The sequence below is a fragment of the Bradyrhizobium sp. USDA 4501 genome, assembly GCF_054062115.1.
The window spans coordinates 1,493,164-1,520,036 of sequence record NZ_JBSSEX010000001.1; the positions used below are offsets into that span (position 1 = coordinate 1,493,164).

23 protein-coding genes are annotated in these 26,873 nt (G+C 64.5%); 11 read left to right on the forward strand and 12 right to left on the reverse strand.

The window, feature by feature from the left end:
- Positions 1–49: 49 nt before the first annotated feature.
- Entirely contained in the window at positions 50–802 is a 753-nt protein-coding gene (locus ACVWZM_RS06990; protein ID WP_018270354.1) for an SDR family NAD(P)-dependent oxidoreductase, read from the forward strand.
- 132 nt (positions 803–934) lie between these two features.
- On the opposite strand, the gene ACVWZM_RS06995 is transcribed toward ACVWZM_RS06990, so the two are convergent.
- Both ACVWZM_RS06995 and ACVWZM_RS07000 read right to left on the reverse strand, forming a co-directional pair.
- Positions 935–1,156, reverse strand: coding sequence for a hypothetical protein (locus ACVWZM_RS06995; protein ID WP_063709281.1), 222 nt, complete (start codon positions 1,154–1,156; stop codon positions 935–937).
- A gap of 130 nt (positions 1,157–1,286) precedes the next feature.
- Complete coding sequence (locus ACVWZM_RS07000; protein ID WP_168857199.1) at positions 1,287–2,264, reverse strand: magnesium transporter CorA family protein; 978 nt, start codon at positions 2,262–2,264, stop codon at positions 1,287–1,289.
- 338 nt (positions 2,265–2,602) lie between these two features.
- Between ACVWZM_RS07000 and ACVWZM_RS07005 the strand changes: the two genes are divergently transcribed.
- Entirely contained in the window at positions 2,603–3,280 is a 678-nt protein-coding gene (locus ACVWZM_RS07005; RefSeq protein ID WP_057015206.1) for a L,D-transpeptidase, read from the forward strand.
- Positions 3,281–3,297: 17 nt separating this feature from the next.
- On the opposite strand, the gene ACVWZM_RS07010 is transcribed toward ACVWZM_RS07005, so the two are convergent.
- Positions 3,298–4,479: an extensin family protein gene (locus ACVWZM_RS07010; RefSeq protein ID WP_456852284.1), complete on the reverse strand. Its 1,182-nt coding sequence runs from the start codon at positions 4,477–4,479 to the stop codon at positions 3,298–3,300.
- A gap of 76 nt (positions 4,480–4,555) precedes the next feature.
- Here ACVWZM_RS07010 and ACVWZM_RS07015 point away from each other — a divergent pair, with 76 nt between their 5' ends.
- Positions 4,556–6,184, forward strand: coding sequence for a fatty-acid--CoA ligase (locus ACVWZM_RS07015; RefSeq protein WP_057015204.1), 1,629 nt, complete (start codon positions 4,556–4,558; stop codon positions 6,182–6,184).
- A 243-nt stretch (positions 6,185–6,427) separates the two neighbouring features.
- Positions 6,428–7,285 carry a DUF1499 domain-containing protein gene (locus ACVWZM_RS07020; RefSeq protein WP_168857201.1) on the forward strand — a complete coding sequence of 286 codons (858 nt, stop codon included), beginning with the start codon at positions 6,428–6,430 and terminating at the stop codon, positions 7,283–7,285.
- 92 nt (positions 7,286–7,377) lie between these two features.
- Here ACVWZM_RS07020 and ACVWZM_RS07025 read toward each other — a convergent pair whose 3' ends face one another.
- From ACVWZM_RS07025 to ACVWZM_RS07040, 4 genes are all read right to left on the reverse strand, one after another.
- Entirely contained in the window at positions 7,378–8,295 is a 918-nt protein-coding gene (locus ACVWZM_RS07025) for an MBL fold metallo-hydrolase (RefSeq protein WP_057015202.1), read from the reverse strand.
- A 200-nt stretch (positions 8,296–8,495) separates the two neighbouring features.
- Entirely contained in the window at positions 8,496–9,710 is a 1,215-nt protein-coding gene (locus ACVWZM_RS07030) for an acyl-CoA dehydrogenase (protein WP_028334515.1), read from the reverse strand.
- 169 nt (positions 9,711–9,879) lie between these two features.
- Positions 9,880–10,956, reverse strand: a complete 1,077-nt coding sequence (ribB, locus tag ACVWZM_RS07035; RefSeq protein WP_028334516.1) for a 3,4-dihydroxy-2-butanone-4-phosphate synthase — start codon at positions 10,954–10,956, stop codon at positions 9,880–9,882.
- Positions 10,957–11,221: 265 nt separating this feature from the next.
- The gene (locus tag ACVWZM_RS07040) at positions 11,222–12,952 is read right to left on the reverse strand and encodes a cation:proton antiporter (protein ID WP_168857203.1); all 1,731 of its coding nucleotides are present in this window, start codon (positions 12,950–12,952) and stop codon (positions 11,222–11,224) included.
- Positions 12,953–13,011: 59 nt separating this feature from the next.
- On the opposite strand from ACVWZM_RS07040, the gene ACVWZM_RS07045 reads away from it, so the two are divergent.
- Complete coding sequence (locus ACVWZM_RS07045; RefSeq protein ID WP_375162624.1) at positions 13,012–13,554, forward strand: DUF3124 domain-containing protein; 543 nt, start codon at positions 13,012–13,014, stop codon at positions 13,552–13,554.
- A 60-nt stretch (positions 13,555–13,614) separates the two neighbouring features.
- Positions 13,615–14,853, forward strand: coding sequence for an aminotransferase-like domain-containing protein (locus ACVWZM_RS07050; protein ID WP_168857204.1), 1,239 nt, complete (start codon positions 13,615–13,617; stop codon positions 14,851–14,853).
- Positions 14,854–15,099: 246 nt separating this feature from the next.
- Here the strand turns inward: ACVWZM_RS07050 and ACVWZM_RS07055 are convergent, their stop codons facing one another.
- Entirely contained in the window at positions 15,100–16,380 is a 1,281-nt protein-coding gene (locus ACVWZM_RS07055) for an amidohydrolase family protein (protein ID WP_253587669.1), read from the reverse strand.
- Positions 16,381–16,612: 232 nt separating this feature from the next.
- Between ACVWZM_RS07055 and ACVWZM_RS07060 the strand changes: the two genes are divergently transcribed.
- Positions 16,613–16,843, forward strand: coding sequence for a hypothetical protein (locus ACVWZM_RS07060; protein ID WP_050387960.1), 231 nt, complete (start codon positions 16,613–16,615; stop codon positions 16,841–16,843).
- A gap of 69 nt (positions 16,844–16,912) precedes the next feature.
- Here ACVWZM_RS07060 and ACVWZM_RS07065 read toward each other — a convergent pair whose 3' ends face one another.
- The 4 genes from ACVWZM_RS07065 to ACVWZM_RS07080 all read right to left on the reverse strand — a co-directional run bounded on the left by ACVWZM_RS07065 (position 16,913) and on the right by ACVWZM_RS07080 (position 23,823).
- A complete protein-coding gene (locus tag ACVWZM_RS07065; RefSeq protein ID WP_057015422.1) occupies positions 16,913–17,731 on the reverse strand; it encodes an aldo/keto reductase in 819 nt (272 codons plus the stop codon).
- Between the two features lie 166 nt (positions 17,732–17,897).
- A complete protein-coding gene (locus ACVWZM_RS07070) occupies positions 17,898–19,478 on the reverse strand; it encodes an alkaline phosphatase D family protein (RefSeq protein ID WP_168857206.1) in 1,581 nt (526 codons plus the stop codon).
- Between the two features lie 314 nt (positions 19,479–19,792).
- Entirely contained in the window at positions 19,793–20,224 is a 432-nt protein-coding gene (locus tag ACVWZM_RS07075; RefSeq protein WP_200844543.1) for a hypothetical protein, read from the reverse strand.
- 125 nt (positions 20,225–20,349) lie between these two features.
- Complete coding sequence (locus ACVWZM_RS07080; RefSeq protein ID WP_456852287.1) at positions 20,350–23,823, reverse strand: indolepyruvate ferredoxin oxidoreductase family protein; 3,474 nt, start codon at positions 23,821–23,823, stop codon at positions 20,350–20,352.
- Between the two features lie 216 nt (positions 23,824–24,039).
- Between ACVWZM_RS07080 and ACVWZM_RS07085 the strand changes: the two genes are divergently transcribed.
- The 4 genes from ACVWZM_RS07085 to ACVWZM_RS07100 all read left to right on the forward strand — a co-directional run bounded on the left by ACVWZM_RS07085 (position 24,040) and on the right by ACVWZM_RS07100 (position 26,829).
- Complete coding sequence (locus tag ACVWZM_RS07085) at positions 24,040–24,990, forward strand: hypothetical protein (RefSeq protein ID WP_456852289.1); 951 nt, start codon at positions 24,040–24,042, stop codon at positions 24,988–24,990.
- Positions 24,991–25,037: 47 nt separating this feature from the next.
- Positions 25,038–25,592 carry a carboxymuconolactone decarboxylase family protein gene (locus ACVWZM_RS07090; protein WP_456852291.1) on the forward strand — a complete coding sequence of 185 codons (555 nt, stop codon included), beginning with the start codon at positions 25,038–25,040 and terminating at the stop codon, positions 25,590–25,592.
- Between the two features lies 1 nt (position 25,593).
- Positions 25,594–26,394, forward strand: coding sequence for an SDR family NAD(P)-dependent oxidoreductase (locus tag ACVWZM_RS07095; protein ID WP_057015428.1), 801 nt, complete (start codon positions 25,594–25,596; stop codon positions 26,392–26,394).
- A gap of 216 nt (positions 26,395–26,610) precedes the next feature.
- Positions 26,611–26,829, forward strand: a complete 219-nt coding sequence (locus tag ACVWZM_RS07100; protein WP_076828992.1) for a hypothetical protein — start codon at positions 26,611–26,613, stop codon at positions 26,827–26,829.
- Positions 26,830–26,873 lie beyond the last annotated feature (44 nt).

The window sequence follows — 26,873 nt, forward strand, 5'->3', positions numbered from 1 at the left end:
TGGATGCCCGGCACGCCGCCGCGCATGACGAAAACGAAAGAAACCGTCGATGCCCCACCCATCCAATGCGCCGCGGCGCACGCTGCTTCTGACCGGCGCAAGCCGCGGCATCGGCCATGCCACCGCGATCCGGTTCTCGTCCGCCGGCTGGCGCGTCATCACCCTGTCGCGGCATGCGTTTCCCGAGGTCTGCCCCTGGGGCGCCGGGCCGGAAGACCACATCGAGGTCGACCTCGGCAGCCATGACGACACCGTTCGCGCGATCTCTGAGATCCGCAGGCGGCTCGAGAACGATGAACTGCACGCGCTGGTCAACAACGCCGCGATCTCGCCGAAGGCTGCGGGCGGCGGCCGGCTCGGCACCATGGACACCGACATCGAGACTTGGACCCACGTTTTCCACGTCAACTTCTTCGCACCGATCATGATCGCGCGCGGGCTGATCGAGGAGTTGAAACACGCCAAGGGCGCGGTGGTGAACGTCACCTCGATCGCCGGCTCGCGCGTGCATCCGTTTGCCGGCGCGGCCTATGCGACGTCGAAGGCCGCGCTCGCGGCGCTGACGCGCGAGATGGCATCGGACTTCGGCCGCGTCGGCGTCCGCGTCAACGCGATTGCGCCGGGCGAGATCGATACCTCGATCCTATCGCCCGGCACCGAGAAGATCGTCGACCAGCAGATCCCGATGCATCGCCTCGGCACGCCGGACGAGGTCGCCAAGATCATCTACGTTCTCTGCACGGAGACCAGCTCTTACGTGAACGGTGCGGAGATCCACATCAACGGTGGTCAGCACGTCTGAGCTTGGGAAGAGCCGTATTTCGGGGAAGGAAGTTTTGAGGCGATCCCGGCCGCCGCCGCGGCCGTCATTGGGATTGCTTCACTTGCAGGCGTAACAACGCAAACGAGGCTTCTGCCTCCGAGGCTTCGGCCTCTAGTCTGCGTAGAACCGACGCGACTTCTTCTCGGGCTGCCGCAGCGCGACGTCGTTCAGCGCGCTGGAGCATTCGTCTTCGTCCTCGCCATCCAGCAACGCAGCGCCACAGTAACGGCAAAGTCTCGGCGAGATCGCCTGCACCTTGCCTGCTGCGCGGTCCTGTTGATAGCGCGCAAAGTCGATGACGTTACGCCGTGGCGTTATGATCTTCTCAACCATTGCTGTCCTCCGGCTTCGAGGCGGGCGTTATCGCAGACAAGTTTCGCCCAAACGTTCAGCGCAACGCTCAAATTTTAGCAGAGGAAATAAGGCAGGAAGCGCGTCCCAAAACGCGACGCGTGGAACCGGTCTACAGCCACTTCTTCCACTTGAAGATCCAGTACGGCACGACAGCCGCGATCAGCATCAGCACCAGTGCATACGGATAGCCGTGCGCCCATTCGAGTTCCGGCATCACCTTGAAATTCATGCCGTAGATCGAGGCGATCAGCGTCGGCGGCATCAAGACCACCGCCATCACCGAGAACAGCTTGATGATGTTGTTCTGTTCCAGATTGACCACGCCGAGCATGGCGTCGAGCACGAAGGTGATCTTGTTGGAGAGATAGGAGGCGTGGTCGGTCAGTGAGGCCACGTCACGCTGCATGGTCTTGAGCTGCTCGCGCATGTCCTTGGACCATTTCACGCCCTCGACCACCGCGGAGAGGAAGGTGACGAGGCGGCCGATCGAGACCAGGCTTTCGCGAACCTTCGAGGTCAGGTCGCCCTTGCGGCCGATCGCGATCAGAATCTGCGAATATTGCTTGGCGTGGCCGTGGCGCTCGCTCTCCGGCTCGAAGATGTCGTGGGACACCTGGTCGATATCGGCCCCGCAGCGCTCCAGAATGTCGGCGCAACGGTCGATCACCGCGTCCAGCAGTTCCATCAGCACCTGCTCCCCGGTGATGCTGGGGGAACAGGCGCGCGCCAGCTTGTTCTCGACCAGCGCGAACGGCTTCGGCAGGTCGTAGCGCACCGTCACCAGCCGATGACCGGTGAGGATGAAGGTCACCGCCGTGGTGCGCGGCATGTCGGTGTCGGACTGGCACATCAGCGTCGCGGTCATGTAGCGCGCGCTGTTCTCGATATAGAGGCGGCTGGAGATCTCGATCTCCTGCATGTCTTCCCGGGTCGGCACCGCGATCCCCGCGAGCTTCTCGACCGCCCGGTCCTCCTCCACGGTCGGATTCACCAGATCGACCCAGACCGCTCCCTCGGGCAGCGCGCCGAGGTCCGTCGCGGTGGCCTTCTTGAGCGAAAACTCGGACGGAACGAACACCGACAGCATCACGAACTCCACGAAACAAGGCTGGCAGGACCCGCCGACTTAGCGCGATTCTGGGGGGCGCTTCATGACCGGGGTATTAACCGGGCATCCATACTTGTGGCGGCCAGGCGGCAGCGACGTGACGCCGACTCGTCGACCGTTGCCTGTTTGCACAAAAACCAACCCGGCACCAGAACAGTTGCGGCAAAAAAGCCACAGACAGCGTCCCGCGATGCGGGAAAGGCATCTAAAGTCTGGGAATAATGGCACGTTTCGGCAATAATGCCGCTAATGGAATCGTGGCGTTTGGGGCGTAATAGTGGCGCTTTCGGGCGCGGATTTTCGATTGGAATGTAATCATGTCGTCGCTCAAAGTTACCCTCGGGATCCTGGCCGCGGGCCTGATGTTGTCGGGCTGCATGCAGGCCACAACCTATGAGGCAACCAACACCGCGAACTTCAAGCCGCGTGACAAGGAACTCCTGGCCAAGACCACCTACGTCAAGACGCCGGTCGCTGAACCGTTCCGCCGCGCCATCGTCGAGTACCACCGCAAGGAAGCCCCCGGCTCGATCGTGGTCGATTCCGACAACCATTACCTCTATTACGTGCTGAACGACGGCAAGGCGATCCGCTACGGCATCACCGTCGGCGAGGAAGCCATGGCCTGGTCCGGCATCGCCAAGGTCGGCAGCATGACCGAATGGCCGGCCTGGCACCCGACCCCCGGCGAAATCTCGCGCCTTGGCGTCCCGACCTTCGTGGCCCCGGGCCCGGACAATCCGATGGGCTCGCGCGCGATGTATCTCTATTCGGGCGGCAAGGACACGCTGTTCCGCATCCACGGCACTAACCAGCCGGAATATATCGGCGCGTCGATCTCCTCGGGCTGCATCCGCATGACCAACGAGGACGTCATCGACCTCTACAACCGCGTCAAGCTCGGTACCATCGTCGTGGTGCTGGAGCCGAAGCACGGCGACTCGCCCTACAAGCCGCAGATGGCGCTGCAGGGCGGCGGCGGCACGACCTACTGATCCAATCGCAATCGCGATCAAAAGCGCCGGCTTTGCCGGCGCTTTTTTGTTGGCTGCGGTTTGGTCTCGGCGCTGCGGTCGGGCGCGGCCGCATCATCTGATTTTGTGGCGTCCGGCTTGCCGGTGCCAGACTTGCCGTGGTCAGCTTTGGATGTGTCCGCTTTCGGCGCGTCGGATTTGGCGGCGACCTCGCGCGGCGGTGCCTCTTCGGGGCGCTCGGCCGGCAACAGCGGCGCGACCTGCGGCAGCGGGTCGTCCACGTTCCACTGGCAGATCCGGTAATTGTTGCGACGCTCGATCAGGTCGAGATGGATGTGGTCCTCGTGGTACCAGTCCGAGCCCGGACCGAGCACCGTGGAGAAGCGGGCACAGACCGAATGCAGCACGGTCTCGCGCAAGGTCCGCGGCACGCTGCGGTCGGTCAGCGAGATCGACTTGCCGTTGGCGAGACCGAGCGCGCGGACGTCGAGCGCATTGGCGCGGCCGTGCTCGGAGAGCTGCGCTCCGGCGACCCGATTGCGGCCGCGGCACTCGAACGAGTCGAAATTGTCGAGATTGCTGATCCCGCCCCCGAGGCTCTGCGCGAGCGGCGCGATATCGGTGCGGACCCAGTCGGCGACCGCAGCGGCCATCTTGCAGCGGAGGATCGCGGCGGCCTTGACCGCGACCTTGCGCTTGTCCGCTAGCACGATCGCCTCGAGCCGCACCAGATCCTCGCCGCCGCAGCCCCCGGCGCCGTGGATATCCGGAATGCTCGGGGCGATCGCGATCTCCTCGGTCAGTGCCTGCCGGCAGGCCGAAAGCTGCGGCGCGGCGGGCTCGGCCGGCTTGGCGGCATCAGCGGGCTTGGCCGTCTCGCTGGGCCTGGCCGCCTCGGCAGGCGCGGCCGGAGACTGCGTCCCGGCTGCGGGAGGTTCGGGCTCGGTTGCCGCCGGCGCGTGAGCTGCCGCCGGCGCCTCAGCCGGGCGTGGCTTCGGCAGCGGCACCGCTGAGCGGCGGGCTGCCTTATGCGGCCTTTGCGGCCGGGTGCCGAACAGATCGTCCCACGGAAAGCTGGGCGCGCGGCGGGCGGCCTCGGCGGGGCCTGCTTGCATGCCAAGGCAAAGCAGCACGGCGGCGGCGGTAACCATTGCCGCGCCCCCGCGACGAAACGCGCCAACAGGCCATTTTCGGCTTGCTTTCTCCGCGCTAAAGTTCATGTCAGTTCCATGATTTTACTGCCGGCCGTCCAAGATGCCGGCGGATCATGTGTGAGGATCGAGGAGGGATTCGCGTATGCTTGGTTTGATGCAAGATTGGCCCTTGCTGTGTCACAAGATTATTGAGCACGCCGCCAAATATCACGGCACACAGGAAGTCGTGACGCGGTCGGTCGAAGGCCCCATTCATCGCACCACCTACGCCCAGATCCACACCCGCGCACTGAAGGTCTCGCAGAGCCTGGAACGTGACGGCATCAAGCTCGGCGACCGCGTCGCCACCATAGCCTGGAACACCTGGCGCCACCTCGAGGTCTGGTACGGCATCATGGGGATCGGCGCGATCTGCCATACGGTCAATCCGCGCCTGTTTCCGGAGCAGATCGCCTGGATCGTCAACCACGCCCAGGACCGCATCGTCATCACCGACCTCACCTTCGTTCCGGTGCTGGAGAAGATCGCAGGCCAGCTGCCGAGCGTCGAGCGCTACGTGGTGCTGACCGACAAGGCGCACATGCCGCAGACCACGCTGAAGAACGCGGTCGCCTATGAGGACTGGATCGCGGCATCCGACGGCAAGTTCGAGTGGAAGACCTTCGACGAGAACACCGCGGCGGCGATGTGCTACACCTCCGGCACGACGGGCGATCCCAAGGGTGTACTTTATTCGCACCGCTCCAACGTGTTGCACGCGCTGATGGCCAATTCGAAGGACGCGCTCGGCACCTCCGCGTCGGACACAATGCTTCCGGTGGTCCCCTTGTTCCATGCCAACAGCTGGGGCATCGCCTTCTCCGCGCCGTCGATGGGCACCAAGCTCGTGATGCCGGGCCCGAAGCTCGACGGCGCCTCGGTGTACGAGTTGCTGTCGACCGAGAAGGTCACGCACACCGCCGGCGTGCCGACGGTGTGGCTGATGCTGCTGCAATACATGGCCGCCAACAACGTCAAGCTGCCGGATCTGCAGATGGTGATCTGCGGCGGGTCGGCGATGCCACGCTCGATGATCCAGGCGTTCCTCGACATGGGCAGCCAGGTGCGCCACGCCTGGGGCATGACCGAGATGAGCCCGCTCGGCACGCTGGCGACGTTGAAGCCACCGTTTACCGAGCGCACCGGCGAGGAGCGGCTCGACATCCTGCAGACCCAGGGCTATCCGCCGTTCGGCGTCGAGATGAAGATCACCGACGATGCCGGCAAGGAGCTGCCGTGGGACGGCAAGACCTTCGGCCGTCTCAAGGTTTCGGGCCCGGCGATCGCCAAGGCCTATTTCCGGGTCGACAGCAACATCCTCGACGATGCCGGCTATTTCGACACCGGCGACGTCTCGACGATGGACGAGCACGGCTACATGCGGATCACCGACCGCTCCAAGGACGTGATCAAGTCCGGCGGCGAATGGATCTCCTCGATCGATCTCGAGAACCTCGCGGTCGGCCATCCGGCGGTCGCGGAAGCCGCCGTGATCGGTGTCCATCACCCCAAATGGGATGAGCGGCCGCTGCTGATCGTGCAACTCAAGCAGGGCCAGAGTGCCACGCGCGAGGACATCCTGAAGTTCATGGACGGCAAGATCGCCAAATGGTGGATGCCCGACGACGTCGCCTTCGTCGACGGCATTCCCCACACCGCGACCGGCAAGATCCTGAAGACGGCGCTGCGCGACCAATTCAAGGATTACACGTTCCCGACCGCCGCGGCGTGAAAACAAACGCTCGTCATGCCCGGGCTTGACCCGGGCATCCACGACTTCATCGTGCGGCAAGACATGGATGGCCGGGTCATAGGCGAGCGCAAGCGACGCCGTCCTTCGGACGGCTATGCGCGGCCATGACGATTCGGGGTAAAGCCCAAATCCCTTGAATTCGCCGCAGGTCCGTGGTCTCACACGACTGATCGCGGCGGCCGAGGTCGCCAGAGGACATCTCAACCGGCAGATTTTTCGACGATGGCGCGCAGGTTTTCCGCTCCCTACCAGCAGGAGCCCGTGTCCGGTCTCGCCACCTGGTCGCGCAACCTCGCCATCTTCTCCGTCGTCGCGGTGGTGGTCTCGATCCTGATCGTCCGCTTCGGGTTCCTGGAGGTCAAGCCGGCGCTGGCGACCTTCTTCGGCGCGCTGGGCCTGGCCGGCCTGTCGATCCTGCTCGGGCTGGCCGCCTTTGCCGCGATCTGGCAGAACGGCACCCGCGGCATGGGCCGGATCCTGCTCGCGCTGCTGATCGACGCGGCGATCCTCGCCTACCCGGCCTACCTCATCTATCAGTACCGCAAGCTGCCGCGGATTTACGACGTCACCACCGACGCGATCGACCCGCCGAAATTCGAGGCGCTGGCGCGGCTGCGCACCGGGGAAGGCACCAATCCTGCCGCCTATGCCGGCCTCTATTCGGCCGAGCGGCAGCGCGCGGCCTATCCCGATATCGAAACCGTCGAGCTCGAAACCCCGGTCGACCGCGCCTATGAGCTGACGCTGCGGCTGGTGAACCGCCGCAAATGGCTCGTCATCGACGCGCGCGCGCCGCAGCCGCCGCGCCGCATCGGCCGCATCGAGGCGGTAGCGCGGACGCCGATCATGGGTTTCCGCGAGGACGTCTCGATCCGGGTCACGCCTGACGACGAGGACTCCCGCGTCGATATCCGCTCGGCGTCGCGCTATTTCGACACCGATCTCGGCAGCAACGCCGCCCGCGTCAAGAAGCTGATCGAAGACCTCAACAGCGCGGCCGAGAACGACAATGCCAAGCCGGCGAAGAAGGCGGCTCCTGTCGCGCCAAAGGCGCCGCCGGCGAAGGCGGTGAAGAAGTGACGCGGTAGCGTCATTCCGGGGCATCGCGCAGCGATGAACCCGGAATCTCGAGATTCCGGGTCTGGTGCTTGGCACCGTCCCGGAATGACGAACTAGGCCAATCGGTACGTCCCGCCGATCACGGGATCGCCGTCCGTCGCCACGACGCCGCGTGCGACCAGGTCCTCCAGATGCGCCAGCACCGAATAGCCGGCGGCATTGGCGAGCCGCGGATCGAGCCCGATATAGATCGCCCGCACCATGGTCGGGATGTCGGCCTCGCCCTTGCCGAGACGATGCAGGATCGATGCCTCGCGCGCCCGGCGATGCCGCGCCAGGAAACGGACGTAACGCGGGCCTTCCGGAATCTCCGGGCCATGGCCGGAGAAATACAGCTGCTCGGGCCGCTGCTCCAGCCGCTCCAGCGAGGCCATGTAATCGATCATCGAGCCGTCCGGCGGCGCCACGATCGAGGTCGACCAGCCCATCACATGATCGCCGACGAAATTGATGCTGCGCTCGGCCCAGGCGAACGCCAGATGGTTGGCGGTGTGGCCGGGGGTCGCGACCGCCTCCAGCGCAAAGCCTGCCCCCTCGATGACGTCGCCGTGCTTGACCTGCACATCGGGCCGGAAATCGCGGTCGGCGCCGGATTCCGGATTGTGCTTTTCGCTCTCGAAGCGCGGCCGCGAGGCGCGGTGCGGTCCCTCGGCATAAACCGGCGCGCCGGTCGCGGCCTTTATCCGCGGCGTGTTCGGCGAATGGTCGCGATGGGTATGGGTGACCAGGATATGCGTCACGGTCTCGCCCTTGACCGCATCGAGCAGCGCCTTGGCATGCGCCTCGTCGTCGGGACCGGGATCGATGATCGCGACCTTCCCCTCGCCGACGATATAGCTGACCGTGCCCGTGAAGGTGAACGGGCTCGGATTGTTGCAGAGGACACGGCGAACGCCGGGGCGGACCTGTTCGACCACGCCGGGCTTCAGCGGAAAGTCGCGGTTGAACGGGATGTCGTCGTTGTCGGCCATGGGGATTTTCTCTGCATCGTCATTCCGGGATGGCCCGCAGGGCCAGACCCGGAATCTCGAAAGAAGGGAAAGGAACGCGGCACGAGATTCCGGGTTCGCGCCGTCCAAGTCGGCTGTTGCCGACTTAGACATTTAAGATCTGCCGAACTCGGGTAAACCTGAGTTCGGTTGGCGCGCCCCGGAATGACGAGCAAGCGCCCTTACGAGAACGCCTGGATGCCGGTGATTGCGCGGCCGAGGATCAGCGCATGGACGTCGTGCGTGCCCTCATAGGTGTTGACCGTCTCGAGGTTCGCGGCGTGACGCATCACGTGATACTCGATCTGGATGCCGTTGCCGCCGTGCATGTCGCGCGCCATGCGGGCGATGTCGAGCGACTTGCCGCAATTGTTGCGCTTGACGATCGAGATCATCTCAGGGGCCATCTTGCCCTCGTCCATCAGGCGGCCGACGCGCAACGAGGCCTGCAGGCCGAGCGCGATCTCAGTCTCCATGTCGGCGAGCTTCTTCTGCACCAGCTGGGTGGCGGCGAGCGGCCGGCCAAACTGCTTGCGGTCGAGCGTGTATTGCCGCGCGCGGTGCATGCAGTCCTCGGCAGCGCCCAATGCGCCCCAGGAGATGCCGTAGCGGGCGCGGTTGAGGCAGCCGAACGGGCCCTTGAGGCCGGAGACGTTGGGCAGCAGCGCGCTTTCCGGCACCACCACATTGTCGAGCACGATCTCGCCGGTGATCGAGGCGCGCAGCGACAGCTTGCCGCCGACCTTCGGCGCCGACAGGCCCTTCATGCCCTTCTCGAGAATGAAGCCGCGGATCTGGTTGTCGTGCGCAGCCGACTTGGCCCACACCACGAACACGTCGGCGATCGGCGCGTTCGAGATCCACATCTTGGCGCCGTTGAGCTTGTAGCCGTCGGCGACCTTCTCGGCGCGGGTCTTCATGCCGCCGGGATCGGAACCGGCATCCGGCTCGGTCAGGCCGAAGCAGCCGACCCATTCGCCGGTCGCGAGCTTGGGCAGATATTTCTTGCGCTGGTTTTCGTCGCCATAGGCGTAGATCGGATACATCACCAGCGACGACTGCACCGAGTTCATCGAGCGATAGCCGCTATCGACGCGCTCGATCTCGCGCGCCACGAGGCCATAGGCCACGTAGCTCGCATTGGCGCAGCCATATTCCTCGGGCAGCGTCACGCCGATCAGGCCGAGCTCGCCCATTTCGTTGAAGATCTCGCGGTCGGTTTTCTCTTCCAGATAGGCCTTGGTGACCCGCGGCAGCAGCTTGTCCTGCGCATAGGCCCGCGCAGTGTCGCGGATCAGGCGCTCGTCTTCGGTAAGCTGGTCGTCGAGCAGGAACGGATCATCCCACTGGAAGCTGGCGGCAGCCGGCTTGTCCTTGGCCTGGGGGCGCACGCTCATGAAACATCCTTTCGCATCGTCTATCGGAAATTGGCGGATAAATTAAAGCGCTATGCTGCGAAGCGCAATTGAATTGGGACCTTCGTCATTCCGGGGCGATGCGTCAGCATCGAACCCGGAATTCTCGAGCTTCCGGGTTCGCGCTATCGCGCGCCCCGGAATGACAGTGCTAGGTCTCCAGCTTCTCGTTCGACACGATCTCGATGCCGAAACCTGACAATCCCTTGTAGTCATGCACCGACGAAGTCAGGTGCCGGATCGAGGTGACGCCGAGATCACGCAGGATCTGTGCGCCGACGCCGACCTCGCGCCACTGCCTGTGGCGATCGGCCTCCGCCGTCTTCTGCTCGCCAACCGGCTCGACCGGAACACCGGCGGCACCATCGCGCAGATATACCAGCACGCCGCGGCCGGCATCCTTGAAATGCCGCAGCACGGCTTCCATTCGCGCCGGCCCGGTGAACAGGTCTTTCACGATGTTCGGCTTGTGCAGCCGCGTCAGCACGTCTCGGCCGTCGCCGATGCCGTTATAGACGAAGGCGGCATGCATGATCTCGTCGAACGGCGAGCGATAGGCGTAGCCCTGCAGCGGGCCGATCGGGCTTTCGGTGGTGAAGGTCGCGACCCGTTCGATCAGCTTCTCGCGCGCCTGGCGATAGGCGATCATGTCCGCGATCGTGACATGCTTGAGCTTGTGGGCGGCGGCAAATTTGGCGACCTGCTCGCCCTTCATCACGGTTCCATCGTCGTTCATCAGCTCGCTGATGACGCCTACCGGCGGCAGGCCGGAGAGCCGGCACAGATCGACCGCCGCCTCGGTGTGGCCGGAGCGCAGCAGCACGCCGCCGTCGCGCGCGATCAGCGGGAAGATGTGGCCGGGACGCGCGAAATCATTGGCGCCGGCATTGGGATTGGCGAGCGCGCGGCAGCAGGAGGCGCGTTCCTCGGCCGAGATGCCGGTGCCACCATCGGGCTTGTAGTCGATCGAGACCGTGAAGGCAGTGGTGTGGTTGGACTCGTTGTGCGCCACCATCGGGTCGAGCCGCAGCCGGCGGGCATCCTCGGTGGTGATCGGCGCGCAGACGATGCCGGAGGTGTGGCGGATGATGAAAGCCATCTTCTCCGCCGTACAGAACGACGCCGCGACGATCAAATCGCCCTCGCCTTCCCGGTCGTCATCGTCGGTGACGACAACGAGTTCACCCTTCGCAAAGGCTTGCAGCACTTCCTGGATCGTATCGGCCATTGTCCTGACATCTCGCTATATGCAGGCAGTGGATTAGCCGGGTTCCGATGTCAGCGCCAGTATCATTATGCAACCCGCCATGCATCCGGCAGGGATACCAAGGAGGGGAGATTTCACCTCTCCCAAAGGGAGAGGTCGGATCGCATCGCTCGATGCGATCCGGGTGAGGGGTTCAGCCCTCTCGTGGGACTCGAGCCCCCTCACCCGCTGCGCAAATCGACCTCTCCCCGATGGGGAGAGGTGATGGACAGCCTTGAGACCGGCGTTACGGCAGCACCTCGCGCCGGTCGCTGAGCTGGGCGTCCAGTTCGGCGCGCTTGTCGTCGAGCAGACCGGCGTCGGCCGCCTCGATCACGGAATAGAGCTCGCCGGCGTCGCTGAGCCGGGTCACCGTCACGTAGTCGGCGCCGGCGCTGTAGAGGTCGTCGACGCCGGTCAACAGGTCCGCGGTGGCAACGATCCGCGCGGTCGGATTGAGGGCGCGGACGTGGCGCACCAGCTTCTCATTGTCGGCGCCGACCAAGAGGAAATCCGGCACGCTCAGGATGATGATCTCGGCCTTGCCGATGCCGGCATGAACCAGGGTGTCGACATTGCTGATGTCGCCATAGATCACATGCATGCCGCGGTCGGACAGCGTGCGGAACACCAGCGGGTTGAAATCGATGACGCTGATCTGCTCGAGCAGCGACTGGTTCTGCCGCTCGATCTGGCTGATCAGCGCGCTCGCCGCGCGGAAAAAGCCGAGGATGACGATGCGCCGGATCTCGCCATGTCCGCCCTCGTGCCCGGCCTCGCGGCCCTGGCCTTCCTGATCGAGGTCGCGCAGCCCGATCCGCTTCAACGGACCAATCAGGCCGCGCACGATCTGGTCGCTGCGTCCCATCGCGAAGGTCGAGAGCACCGCCAACACCACGAAGGCGAACGAGGCCGCACTCGCGGTTTCGGTTCCGATGTGGTTGGCGGCGACGCCGGTCTGGATCACCACCAGCGAGAACTCGGAGATCTGCGCCAGGTTGATCGCCGGCAGCAGGCTGGCGCGCAGGCCCTGCTTCATCAGATAGAGCGGCGTGAACGTCGTGATCAGGCGGCTCGCCACCGTGAAGGCCGCGATGACGAGCGCAAGCCAGATCACCGAGAGGCCCGGAATCGGGATCGTCATGCCGAGCGCGACAAAGAACAGCGTGATGAAGAAATCCCGCAGCGTCGTGACCTTGGCGGTGACGTCGAGCGCATAGGGAAAGGTCGAGATCGAGACGCCGGCGACCAGCGAGCCCATCTCGCGCGACAGATGCAGCCGCTCGGCGATCTCGCCGATCAGGAAGCACCAGGCGAGCGCGCCGAGCAGCACGAGCTCGGGCCGCCGCGCGATCTGGTGGAACAGCCGCGGCAGCACGTAGCGGCTCAGCACCAGCGCGGTCGCGACCAGCACCGCGACGCGGGCAATCGACAACAGCACGACGCTGATCTGCAGATTGTCGAGGCTCGGCTGCACCGCCAGGAACAGGATCGCGAAGATGTCCTGCAGCACCAACACGCCGAGCGTGATGCGGCCCGGCAGCGTATCCAGCTCGCGCTTCTCGTAGAGCACCTTGACGATGATCACGGTCGACGACAACGAGCAGGCGACGCAGAGATAGATCGCGTCGAACTTGCCGCCGCCGACCGCAAGCCCGATAGCGGCAAAGAACGCCACGCCGATCAGGCAGCCGCCGATCAGCTCGCCGGCTCCCGCGAACAGGATGACCTTGCCGGCACGGATGATCTTCTTGAGGTCGATTTCCAGCCCGATCATGAACAGCATGAAGATCAGGCCGAGCTCGGAGATGACGCTGATCGATTCCTGGGACTTGACCCAGCCCATGCCGAATGGACCAATGAAAAAGCCGGCGATAAGGTAGGCCAGTATCAGCGGTTGCCGGGAGAAGTGGGCGAGCAGCCCAATCCCCCAGGCAAACAGGATACAGAGCGTGATATCGGGAATCAGTTCATGCATGCGTCAAAGACTTCCTGTTGCCGCAACCTAGAGGGCCGGGCGTGAGGATCAACCGAGCAATGTGTCACATCCGCGCAGGCGGCATTTTTCTCGCAGTTTTGCTCTGCCTGCTCACCGTGCGCATGTCAGAGGCGCTAGCACAATCCTCGGCAAGTATTGAACAAAATTTCGCGAACTCGTTGACGACGGTGCCATCGGAGGGCCTCACCGCCTCCGGTGCATTCTACGTGCCGGTGTATTCCAGCGTGTCGATGAGCCAGGGCAAGCTCAGGGCCGATTTTTCGGTGACGCTCAGCGTGCACAACGCCTCCGAGACGAAGCCGCTGGTGCTGAAGCGGATCGCCTATTTCGACACATCAGGCAAGATGGTGGAGAGCTACCTTAAATCGCCGGTCGCGCTAAAACCGTTTGCGACCGTCGAGGTCGCGATCGCCACGACCGATACCCGCGGCGGCACCGGCGCGAATTTCGTGGTCGATTGGGCGGCCGCCGGCGAGATCGCGGAACCGGCGGTCGAGGCCTTGATGGTCGGCAGTGTCGGCGCAGGGCACTACGCCTTCATCAGCCAGGGCCGGCCGATCCGGCCGGTCGGCAAGAACTAACCTCATGGAAGGCCGCTTGCCGCGGCCTTCTCAACGATAACAACACGGAGCGAAACGTCCATGTCCACCTCAGCCCAGTTCGACTTTACACCGCTACTCGCGGCCGGCCTGCCTGCCCCGGCCGCACGCTGGACCGGGCTCGCCAAATACAGCTTCGTCGGCGGCAACAACGATCCCGACCAGGTCCCGGTCGACGGGCTGCTGGAGGCGGTCAACGCCGTGTTGAAGCGCGAGGGCAGGAATCTGGCGACCTACAATCTCGCGCACGGGCCGCAGGGCTATCTGCCGCTGCGCCAGTTCCTGACCGAGAAGCTGAAGCGCGACGCCGGGATTGCCTGCACGCCGGACGAGATCATGATCGTCTCCGGCTCGCTGCAGGCGCTCGATCTTGTCAATCACACCTTGCTCGCCAAGGGCGATACCGTGCTGATCGAGCAGGAAACCTATCAGGGCTCACTGAACCGGCTGACACGGCTCGGCGTCAATGCGGTCGGCATTCCCCTCGATGGCGAGGGCATCAGGATCGATGCGCTGGCTGCGGCACTCGCCGATCACAAGCGGCGCGGCATCACGCCGAAATACATCTACACCATCCCGACAGTGCAGAACCCGACCGGCTCGATCCTTCCCGAGAGCCGCCGCGCCGGGATGTTGAAGCTGTCAAGGGAATACGGCGTGCCGATCTTCGAGGACGATTGCTATGCCGATTTGATCTGGAACGGCGAACGGCCGCCCGCGATCTATGCGATGAGCAAGCATGGCGGCGTGATCCATATCGGCTCGTTCTCCAAATCGATCGCGCCTGCGCTACGGGTCGGCTTCATCGTCGCGCCCTGGGGGATCATGTCGCGAATGCTGCCGCTGAAGACCGACGCCGGCTCCGGCGCACTGGAGCAGATGGTGCTCGCGGAATATTGCGCACCGCATTTTTCGACCCATGTGCCGCGCCTGACCAAGGGCCTGCGCGCCAAGCTCGATACGCTGATGGAGGCGTTGAACGAGCAGTTCGGCACCGCGGCCGAATTCGAGGCGCCCAAGGGCGGCATCTTCCTCTGGGTCAAGCTGCCCGACAATGTCGACACGCTGAAGCTCTATCAGGCGGCGCTTGCCGCCGGCGTCTCGATCAATCCGGGACCGGAATGGTCGACCAGCAAGGCCCATTCCGGCAGCCGGCTCCGCCTCTGCTTCGCCAGCCCCTCGCACGAGCAGATCCGCGAGGGCGTTGCCGCGCTGGCCGAGGTGTGCCGCAAGGAGTTCGGCGTGCCGGCGCGCAGCAGCAATGTGGAGAAGCGCGGCTAGATCATGATGACTTTGCGCTGAAGCGAGTTGCGGACTCCGATTCACCTCGCCCCTGCGGGGAGAGGTCGGAACGCATCGTCAGATGCGTTCCGGGTGAGGGGGAGCCTCCGCAACCTCAGCTATCACCGGATATGCGGAGGCAGCCCCTCACCCCAACCCTCTCCCCGTAAGAACGGGGCGAGGGAGCGCAGCGCGCTTGCGGTCGCCATTCGATCTGATCTCATCATGCTCTACGGATCTGCGCGCCTACCTCACCGAGAACGGCGCCTGATAGGGCCGGCCGAACGGCACGCCGTTGACCACGGTCTGCACCGGCTTTAGCAGCAGATTGCCGTCGCGCTTGTTGTTGCGGGTATCGACGAAGGAGACCGGGCCTTCGACGAGATCCATGATCGCGACGTCGCCGGGCGCGCCACGCTGCAGGGTGCCGACCTTCGGGGTCCGGTTGATGATCCGCGCCGGCGCCGAGGTCGCCATCGCCACCACCTGATCCAGCGACGAGCCCATCGCCAGGAACTTGCTCATCACGTTCGGCAGGAACGGAATGCCGGGCGAGTTGCCCGAGAAGACGTGGATGTCGGAGGAGATCGTATCGGGCGCGCAGCCGGCGGGGATCGCGACTTCGGCCACCGTGAAATCGAAGCTGCCGCCGCCATGGCCGACGTCGAACAGCACGCCGCGCTGCTTGGCCGCGAGCGCCGCCGGCAACAGCTTGCCCTCCTGGACGATATTGGTGAAAGCGCCGGACATGTTCGGCGCGCCGGAATAGGCGTGGGTCAGGATATCGCCCGGCCGCAGCAGATCGAGGATGTCGGACATCAGCTCCCTGGTCTCGACGCCGCCGATATGTACCATCATCCGCGCCGGCCAGCCGCACATCTCGCAGGCCTGGATGCCGCGCTTCAGCGGCTCGAGGCCGTGCTTGAAGATGACGTTTTCCGACATCCGCACCTTGACCCCGATCAGGAAGTCGGGGTTCTCGGCCAGCGCCATCGCGCAGGCTTCGACCTGGGCGTTGTCGATGTTGTAGAGCTCGGCCACCGGGAATGCCGACAGGCCGTTGTTGGCGATGTGGACGAAGGCGTAGATCCGCGCCCGCGATTGCGCGACGATGAAGCGCCGCAGCGCCGCGAGGTTGTTGACGCCGGCGTCGCCCGCCGAGACCACCGTCGTGGTGCCCTGGAATTGCACCAGCTCGTCGGCGGGAATGCCGATCGCCGATCCGTACGGGTAGACGTGGCAGTGCAGATCGACCAGACCCGGCATCACGAGCTTGCCCGACGCGTCAATGGTCCTGGCGGCGCGAGCAGCCGGGATCTCGTCTTCGATCGCCTCGATGATGCCCCAGCGGATGCCGATGTCGCGCTTGCCGCGCAGCGACTGGCTGGGATCGATGACATCGCCGTTCTTGATCACGAGGTCGAACTTGTCGTCCGGCCCCATCGCCGCAGCGGCCGGCCTCGCGATGGCTGCGGCAGCGGCCGATCCCGTCACTTTCAAAAAATCCCGGCGTGAAAATTCGCTCATGGCAACGTCCCCCCGAACATTGATTTTTATGGCGCGATGATGCGTCGGACGCAGCGGTTAGGCAAGGCCGGGAAAGCCGCCCGTGCGCTCGCTCATCGGTTGTGCGCACCAACACGCGACGGCAGCAGCGTTCGAGTCAGTTGCTGAACAAGCGTTCAGAAAACTCCTCTGATTCCTGCGGAACGTTTCAACCTCCGTACGGTTTTCTCTTCGCTTATTTGAGGAGGATGAGATGAAAAAGATTGGCTTTGTTCTCGCGGCGGTTGGTGCGCTTGCGGTGGCCGTTCCGTCGATCGCGAGCGCCGAGACGGTCGTGATCAGACATGGCGGTCATCATCACTGGGACCGCGGCTGGGGCGCACGCGCCGAAATGCGCCATGACCGTGGCTGGCATCGCGGTTGGCATCATGGCTGGCATCACGGCCATGACCGGACGGTGATCATCAAGCGTCATCACTACTAAGGACCGACACAACGGAAAATGGCTCCTCACGGAGCCATTTTCTTTTCTGCTTCCTCAGGGCCAGCGGCCTCAATCCCACGCCGGCGCAAACCCCGGATTGACGCAGCGCATGTCCTTGGGCAGCGCGGCAATCGCCTTGCGGTCCGCGTCGTCGAGCTTGACCTTCAGTGCGTCGAGATTGGCCTTTTGGCTTTCGGCGCGCGAGGCTTTCGGAATAGCCGCCACTCCATCCTGATCGAGCAGCCATTTCAGCGCCACCTGCGCCGCGGTCGCATCATGCTTGCTGCCGATTTTCGCCAGCGTCTCGTCGGTGGCGAAGCGGCCCTGGGCGAGCGGACAATAGGCCACCAGCGGGATCGATTTCGCGGCGAGATATTTGCGCACCGGCGTCTGGTCCAGCATCGCGTGATATTCGATCTGGTTGCAGGCGATCGGCGCCTTGATGTCCTCGACCACGGTCTTGAGCAGCGCGGTGGTGAAATTGGCGACGCCGATCGCGCGAGTGCGGCCTTCCTCCCTCAGCTTCATCAGCGTCTCGAAGACGGCAGGCAGCTTCATACTCCGCGACGGCCAGTGCACCAGATAGAGATCGACGTGATCGAGCCGCAGCTTCTTCAGGCTGGCGTCGAACGCTGTCCTGATCGCATCCGGCGCCAGGTTCTCGTGCCAGACCTTGGTGGTCACGTGCAGGTCCCTGCGCGCGACATTCGAGGCAGCGATCGCCGCCCCGATCGCCTCTTCATTGCCGTACATCTCGGCGGTGTCGATATGCCGATAGCCGAGCCCAAGCGCGCTCTCGACCGCCGCGCGGCAGGTATCGCCCTGCATGCGGAAGGTGCCGAGCCCGAGCTGCGGCAGGCTGATGCCCTGTGTCTGCAGATTTTCCATGGATAGCTCCTGACGCGTGGGACGCCGATGCCATCGACGACGTCACGCCAGCAAATCGTTTCGTGGGAATGAAATTGGCAGGACTGCCGACACGCAGTCTGCCCGCAAACCGGGCCCTCGGGCAAGACGCCGGCAATCAAGATGTCGCGACGGATCAGAGACGGCGCTAGATGTGCTGCGCCATGATCTGGCCGGGCCGCGCGTCCGGCCGCGGCTCGATATCGACCGACCAGAGGTCGTGGTTGTCGACGTCCTTCAGCGTCACCGTCATCACGCCGGTCTTGCCGTCGATGTCGACGCGGCCGAAGAATTGCAGCCCGAAGCACGGCGCGAGATTGTCGCCCTGCTCGGCCGAGCAGCCCTTCTGGTACATCGCCTTCGGGCCAAAGGTGTTGTCGAGCTCGCCCGGCGACCAGGTGCCGGCATGCAGCGGACCGGAGACGAACTCCCAGAACGGCTCGAACTCCTGGAACACCGCGCGGTTCGGATCATAGTGATGCGCGGCGGTGTAGTGCATGTCGGCGGTGAGCCACACCGTGTTGCGGACCCCGGCGCGCTTCATGAAGGACAACAGATCGGCGATCTCGTGCTCGCGCCGCGCGGGCGGCCCGTCGCCGAGCGCGACCGCATCGAGGCTGACGAGGCCGATCGGCAGATCCGCCGCGATCACCTTCCAGACAGCATCCGACGCCACCAGCTCCCGCTTCAGCCAGGCGAGCTGGCTCTGGCCGAGGATGCAGGCGTGGTCCGGATCGCCATGCTTGTTCCAGCTGGAATCGCGATAGGAGCGCATGTCGATGATGAAGACGTCGAGCAGCGGCCCGTAGGGAATCTTGCGGTAGACGCGGCCATCGCGCTCCGGCATCAGCCGCATGGGCATGAATTCGTGGAAGGCGCGGCGTGCCCGTGCCACCAGGCGCGAGCTGCCGTCCGCCTCATAGCCGGTCGCATCGGTGGTGCCGAGTGGCGACCAGTCGTCGGCCACCTCGTGGTCGTCCCACTGCGCGAACATCGGCACCTCGGCGTGGAAGGCGCGGAAACTCTCGTCGAGCCAGTTGTATTTGTAGTTGCCGCGAAACTGATCGAGGCTCTGCGCGACGACGGATTTCTCCTCGGTGACGATGTTGCGCCAGATCTCACCGTTTGGGAGTTTCTGCTCCGACGGCACCGTGCAATCGGCGTAGATGTGATCGCCGGAATGGATGAAGAAGTCCGGACGCTCGTCCAGCATGGTGCGGTAGCTGCGCAAGCCGCCGCGCGCGGGGTCGATGCCCCAGCCCTGCCCGACGACGTCGCCGGACCAGACGAACGAGACGGGACGCCGGTCGGCCGGCGCGGTTCGGAAATGGCCGACCCGGCTTTCGCCTGATGTGCCCTCGCGGTCCTCGAAGCGCACGCGATAGAACAGGTCCTGGCCCGGCGGCAGGCCGTCGAGCAGCAGCTTGGCGGTGAAGTCGCGCTCGGGCAGCGCATCGGCGGACACGATGCGCAGGATGCTGGCGAAGCTTTCGACCGCGGCGCATTCGATGTGCATCCGCGCGGCGCGATCGGCGCGCGCCCAGATGACAGCGGAATCGCTTGCCACGTCGCCGGACTGGATGCCCGCAATCGCGGGCCGATCCGCGGCGCGGCTCAGATACGGTCTTGCCAGCGCGCCGAATCCCGCCAGCGCCGCGGTCGACGCCGAGCGCACCAGAAGCTGGCGCCGGGTGAGGCCTCGCCGCCTCGCGGAGTTCGCTGTCGGCATCGAATAACCTTCGTCGAATCGCAACGAAGGTTTTGCCTGCGCTCCTTGACTCCGGCCTTACGGTTTCTTGACTCTCCGCCGACGGTTTTGCGACGGCGGGATGACTCGGGGGCGGCTGCTGGGACGGCGGCCCCGGATATCGAGCGCTCAAGCACCAAACCCGTCATCCTGAGGAGGTCGCGAAGCGGCCGTCTCGAAGGATGAACGGCCCGTCCGTGGCCGATCCATCCTTCGAGGCTCGCTTCGCTCGCACCTCAGGATGACGGGTCAAGGATTGACGCACTTCGAGAAAGCAGAGGCGCGAGAGCGCCGCCTCACCGATGCCAGTTGCAGATGCCGCCGGTGCGGCACGGCCAGGTCTGGATCCGTGTGTCACGGGCCTCCGCATCGAGCGGGTTCGAGTGGCGGCGCGCGAGCTTGGCACGGGCGGGCACGCGCGCTTCCGCGCGCTTCTTCTCGTGCGGCGCGGTCACCCTGGTGGTCCGCACGGCTTTCTTCGGCGCGACTTTCGGCTCCTCGACCTGCGGCTCGACATTCGCATGCTGATCGGGGCCATGGTCGGTCTTCGCCTCGACCGGAACGGGCTCGAACTGCGCCGGCGGGCCAAGCGGCTTCGGCGACAACACTGCGCGTGAAAGATCGAGGCTGAAGAACTCGCTGGGGCGATACTCGTCAGCCAACGCCACGCCGCCCAAAGCCAGGCACGCGGTACAAACGGTTGCAACAAAAGCGTTTTTCAGGACCATCAAACGGCCTCCTGAAATCACTCGAACAGACAGCCATCATGTAGGGGCTCGGGCGTACGAATCCAGCCACCGCTTGCAGGCAGGGTTGCCGGTCAACCAGGGCGGCTGTGGAAAGTTCCCCGGCCTTACTCCGCCGCCTGCGCCAGCGGCTGGCTGATCGCGCGCTCCAGCCGAGCGCATTCGGTGCGGTAGCGGGCGACGTTGCCCTCCTTGATGTGGCCATAACCACGCACGAGCTCCGCAGCCTTCGCCAGCGCCACGAGGCGCGGCAAGTCGAGCGGCTTCTTGCCGTCGAGGTGACGCAGGATCATCGCCGAATACTCGACCGGCAATGCGCGCTCCATCTTGCGCTCGGCGGTATAGCCGAAGATGTCGAAGGCGGTGCCGCGCAGGCCCTTCAGCCTTGCGAGCATGCCGAACGCCGTGAAGATCCACGGACCGAATTCACGCTTCTGCAGCCGCCCGGTGACGGGATCGCGCTGGGCCAGCAGCGGCGGCGCCAGCAAGACCTTCAAGCCGGAATTGCCTTGGAATTGTTCCCTCAAGGCCTTGCTGAACTCGCCGTCGGAATAGAGCCGCGCGACTTCGTATTCATCCTTGTAGGCCATCAGCTTGAACAGGCCCTTTGCGAAGGCCTCCGTCAGGTCCTGCGAGCCCGGCGCGGCCGCCGCCTCGGCGGTGCGGACGCGCGCTACATCGTCGAGATAGCGCCTGGCGTAGGCCGCGTCCTGATAGTCGGTGAGGAATTTGGCGCGGAACGCGATCGCCTCATCAAGCGTCTTCTTGGCCGGCGCGGCGCCGGCGCTCTTGAAGCGTGCGGCGCTGACCACGCGTTGCAGATCATGCGCGGCGAGCCGGCCCCACAAGAACGCGGTCTTGTTCATCTCGATGGCGGCGCCGTTGAGCTCGATCGCCTTCAGGATCGCTTCCAGCGACAGCGGGATCGCGCCGCGCTGAAAGGCAAAGCCGAGCATGAAGGCGTTGGTGGCGATGCTGTCGCCCATCAGCGCGGTGGCAAGCCCGGTGGCGTCGAGGATATCGAGGTCGCCAGGCGTCACCGCGCCGTTTAGCGCATCGCGCATCGAGCTGGCTTCGAAGTCGATATCGGGATCGATCACGAAGCTCGCGGTCGGCAAGAGATCGGCGTTGACCACGGCGCGGGTGACGCCGCGCTCGGCGCGGCTCAGCGCCGGCACGCTGGTGGCGACGACGAGGTCGCAGCCGAGGATCAGGTTGGCATTGCCCGGTGCGATGCGCACCGTGGTCAGCATGTCGGAGGCGGGCGCGAGCCGGACATGGCTCATCACGGCGCCGTTCTTCTGCGACAGGCCGGTGAAGTCGAGCGTCGAACAGGCGAGCCCCTCGACATGCGCGGCCATGCCGAGCAGCGCGCCGATGGTGATCACACCGGTGCCGCCGATGCCGGTGATCAGGATGTTGTAGGGATTGCTCAACGCGGCCACAGGCGGCGTCGGCAAGTCGGCGAACAACGCCTTGGGTTCGGCGGCAGCGCGGTCCGCCTTGCGCAGCTTGGGGTCCTGCACCATCACAAAGCTCGGGCAAAAGCCCTCGATGCAGGAGAAATCCTTGTTGCAGTTCGACTGGTCGATGCGGCGCTTGCGGCCGAGTTCGGTCTCCAGCGGCTGCACCGAGACGCAGTTCGACGCCACCGAGCAGTCGCCGCAACCCTCGCAGACGCGCTCATTGATGAAGACGCGCTTGGCCGGATCGGGGAACAGCCCGCGCTTGCGGCGACGGCGCTTCTCGGCGGCGCAGGTCTGGTCGTAGATCAGGACGGTGAGGCCCTCGATCTCGCGCAGGATGCGCTGCACGGCATCGAGCTCGCGGCGATGATGAATGGTAGCGCCGGCCGGGAAATAATTGGCGGGATATTTGTCTGGATCGTCGGAGACGATCGCGAGCCGCTTGGTGCCCTCCGCCCAGACCTGGTGTGCGATCTGCGACACCGTAAAGCCGCCCTCGGCCGGCTGGCCGCCGGTCATCGCAACCGCATCGTTGTAGAGGATCTTGTAGGTGATGTTGACGCCGGCCGCGGCCGCTGCGCGCAGCGCCAGCAAGCCGGAATGGGTGTAGGTGCCGTCGCCGAGGTTCTGGAACACATGCTGTTCGCTGGTGAACGGCGCCTGCCCGATCCAGCTCACGCCCTCCGCGCCCATATGCGAGATGGTCTGGGTGTTGCGGTTCGGCACCGACAGCGCCATGCCGTGGCAGCCGATGCCAGCCATGGCGCGGCTGCCCTCGGGGATCTTGGTCGACGAGTTGTGTGGGCAGCCCGAGCAGAAATACGGCGTGCGCTGCAGCTTCGCGGTGCCCGTGCCCTCGGCGGGGCGATCGAACGCCTCGAGTTTTGCCAAACGCTGCTCCAGCAGCGGGCTGCGGTGACCGAGCCGGCGCAGCCGCGCCACCACGGCGGCGGCGACCATGGTCGGCGTCAGCTCGCCCTCGCTCGGCAGCAAGGGAGCGCCGCTCTCGTCGCGCTTGCCGACCACCGAGGGACGCTTGGAGGCGTCCATGTTGTAGAGGATGCGGACCAGCTGGTCCTCGATGAAGCCGCGCTTCTCCTCGACGACCAGCACATCCTGCAGGCCCTCGGCGAAGGCGCGCGCGCCGCGCGCTTCGAGCGGCCAGGTCAGCGCCACCTTGTAGATGCGCAGCCCGAGCGCCTGCGCATCGGCATCGGTGATGCCGAGATCGGCGAGCGCCTGGCGCAGATCGAGATAGGCCTTGCCGGTCGCCATGATGCCGAGCCGCGCCGGCTTCGAATCCAGCACGATGCGATCGAAGCGGTTGACGCGGGCGAAGGCCGCGACCGCCTCCATCTTGGGCCCGTGCAACCTGCGCTCGGCTTCGAGCGGCGGATCCGGCCAGCGGATCGAGAGCCCGTCCGGCGGCATCTCGAAATCGTCGGGCATGATGATCTTGATGCGATCGGGATCGCTGACGATCGAGGCCGAGCTTTCCACCGTCTCCGAGATCGCCTTGAAGCCGACCCAGCAGCCGGAATAGCGCGACAGCGCGAAGCCGAGGATGCCGAGGTCGAGATAATCCTGCAGCGTCGCCGGATTGACCACCGGCATCAGCGCCGAGGCGAACACCTGCTCGCTCTGATGCGCCAGGGTGGAGGATTGGCAGCCATGGTCGTCGCCGGCCAGCGCGATCACGCCGCCGTTCGGCGAGGTGCCGGCGGAATTGGCGTGCTTGAGCGCGTCGAGTGAACGGTCGACGCCGGGGCCCTTGCCGTACCAGATGCCGAACACGCCATCGACCTTGGCGCCGGGGAACATGCCCACCTGCTGGCTGCCCCACACCGCGGTCGCCGCCAGATCCTCGTTGAGGCCCGGAACGAAGGCGATGTCATGCTCCTTCAGGAAGGATTTCGCCCGCCACAGCGCGTGGTCGTACATGCCGAGCGGCGAACCGCGGTAACCGGAGATGAAACCGGCGGTGTTCAGCCCGTGCGCGCGGTCGCGTTCGCGCTGCAACATGGGCAATCGGACCAGCGCCTGGGTACCGGAGAGGAAGATTCGTTTCGTGTCCAACCGGTACTTGTCGTCCAGTCCAACTTCCATCAACGCCATCAGTTTCCCCGTCAGTCAGCCACGCCGGTCCGGACCGGTCTGATTATCTTCCGAAATGATCATGCATCAGCATGCACTGATTTTGTTATGCATGAACAGCCCCGTTCCATGGCCGCAGCACATATCACATGTTGCCCAAGCGAGGCCTTGCCGTTCTGCAAGGCCTTGCCGAACCTCGGCATGTTTGAAACGGTGGCGCGCAAAGGGAGACCAAGGATGATTACAGTCGAATCCGCATTCACGACGGAAATCGTGGAGAACGGCAATCTGCTGGTGGGTCCCTGGCGCAGCCCGAAGCAGATGCTGCAGGCCCAGACCTACGACTCCCACGCCTCGATTCACGACGATGCAACCGCGCAGAAGCTCGGCTTTCGCGGCGGCACGATCGAGGGACCGACCCATTTCAGCCAGTTCGCGCCGCTGTGCGAGCGGATCTGGGGCCGCGCCTGGTTCATCACTGGCTGCCTATCCGCGCATTACCGCAACCCGGTGTTCGAAGGCGAAGAGGTGCAGGCCCAGATCGAGAAGCCGAAGCCGGGCCAGACCGTTTGCACGATCGGGATGGTCAAGCGTGACGGCACCGAGATCCTGCGCGGCACCGCCTCGATCGATGGCGACGGCAACGAGACGGCGCTCAGCCGCCGGCTCGGCGAATTGAAGCCGCTGACCGATCCCGTCATCCTCGCCGACATCAAGGTCGGCATGAAGACGCCGCGGCAGGCGATCAAGATGGATTTCGACCAGAACATGGGCGATCTCTATCCGTTTTCGCTTGCCGACAAGCTCAGGGTGATCACCGAGCCGTCGGATTATTATTCGCTGGAGCACAATCCCTGGGGCCGCGCCATCATCCCGATGGAAATGCTGAGCGTGCTGTTCCAGTACCGCGCGCGCGAGGACCGGCTGCCGGTCCGCGGCCCCGCCGTCGGGCTGTTCGCCGACCAGGAGATCCGTCTTCTGCGCGGGCCGCTCTTCCCCGGCGAGACCTATTGGGTCGAGCGCGAGGTCGTGGCGCTTTCCGGCAGCAAGCGCACCGAGAGCATGTGGATGCGCTCGACCGTGTTCGATGCCGACAACGCGGTGGTCGCAACCATGCTGCTCAACGGCGCCAGCATGAAGGATTCCTACGCCAACTACGAAAGCGAGCACAAAGCCCTCTACGGCTGAAACAACAGCCGCCTCTTCCGCAAGCCGCCGAAACAAGGACAACAACAATGGCCCGCCTGCCCTATCTCGAAGCCGATCAGGTCGCCCCCGAATATCGTGACATGCTCAAGCGCAACACCAATCTGCACAAGCTGCTGGTGAACTCGCCGGACATGGCGCGCGCCTTCAACGGCGTCGGCGGCTATATCCGCTTCAAGAGCAAGCTCGATCCGCGCTTACGCGAACTCGCGATCCTGCAGGTCGGCTGGCTCGAGCAGTCGGAATACGAATTCACCCACCATGTGAAGATCGGCAAGGAGTTTGGCGTCACCGACGAGGATATAAAGGGCCTGATCGCGGAGACCGGTGGCCAGCCGTCGAAGCTCGAGCCGCTGGCAAAGGCGATCCTCAAGGGCGCCCGCGAGATGGTGCGCGAGCTCGCGATGTCGGATGCGACCTTCGCCGAGATCAAGCAACATCTCTCCGACGAGCACATGACCGATCTCGTGCTGACGATCGCATTCTACTGCGCCGTGGTGCGGGTGCTCGCCACCATGCAGATCGACAACGAACCTTACTACAAGGAGGTACTGCAGCAGTACCCGCTACAGGGAGTGAAGTGAGATGCGCCTGCAAGATCGCGTCGCCATCGTCGTCGGTGCAGGCCAAAGCCCCGGCGAGGGCATCGGCAACGGCCGCGCCACCGCGCTGACCTTCGCGCGCGAAGGCGCCAGGGTGCTGTGCGTCGATTACAATCTGGCTTCGGCGCAGGAGACGGTCGACCTGATCGCGGCCAAGGGCGGGACTTCAGTCGCCTTCAAGGCCGACGTCACCAAAAATGCTGACATCAAGGCGATGGTGGCGGACGCACATGGCCGCTGGGGCAGTGTCGACATCCTGCACAACAATGTCGGCGTCAGCCTCTCCGGCGGCGATGCCGAACTGCTTGATATCACCGAGGAGGCGTTCGACCGCTGCGTGGCGATCAATCTGAAGAGCTGCATCCTCGCCGCCAAGCATGTGATCCCGATCATGCGCGCGCAGCAGCGCGGCTCGATCATCAACATCTCGTCGATGGCCGCGATCACGACCTATCCCTACGTCGCCTACAAGGCGACCAAGTCGGCGATGATCGCCTTCACCGAACAGCTCGCCTACCAGAATGCGCAATATGGCATTCGCGCAAACGTGATCCTGCCGGGATTGATGAACACGCCGATGGCGGTGGACACCCGCGCCCGCGAATTCAAGAAGAGCCGCGCCGAGGTCGAGGCCGAGCGCGACAGCAAGGTGCCGCTGCGTCACAAGATGGGCACCGGCTGGGACGTCGCCAATGCCGCGCTGTTTCTCGCCTCCGATGAAGCAAACTTCGTGACCGGCGTCACGTTGCCGGTCGATGGCGGCGCAAGTGTGCGGCGCGGTTAATCGAGACGATTAACCTGTGTGACAATTTGGGATTAATCACTGTGACGAAATCACGCGTTATTGCGCCGCAATGATTCGAAAAAATTGAAGTATTCCAATGACACGGCGATGTGACGACGCGTCCACATAAATCGAAATCCTGACTCGTTGTGGTCGCACGAAATTCATCTGCGCTCTGTATCTCGCACGCCAAGAACTTCTGGAGTGTCTGGACCGATGAGCGAAGAATTCGAACTCAGACCCGATCAGTGGGATGCGCTGAAAGCGTTGCGGGCTCCCGCAGCAAACCCTTCACGGCTGAACAGGTTCGCCGTCGAAAGCCTGATCACACTCGGCTATGTCGCCGTGCGCGGCGATTCGTTTGAACTGACGCCCGCGGGCCGCAAGGTGCTGGTCCGCGGTTCGTCACAATTGCTGCTCGATATCGCAGCCTGATTCCGTTCGAAGCTGACACGAACGAGAGCTTCAGTTTTGATTGA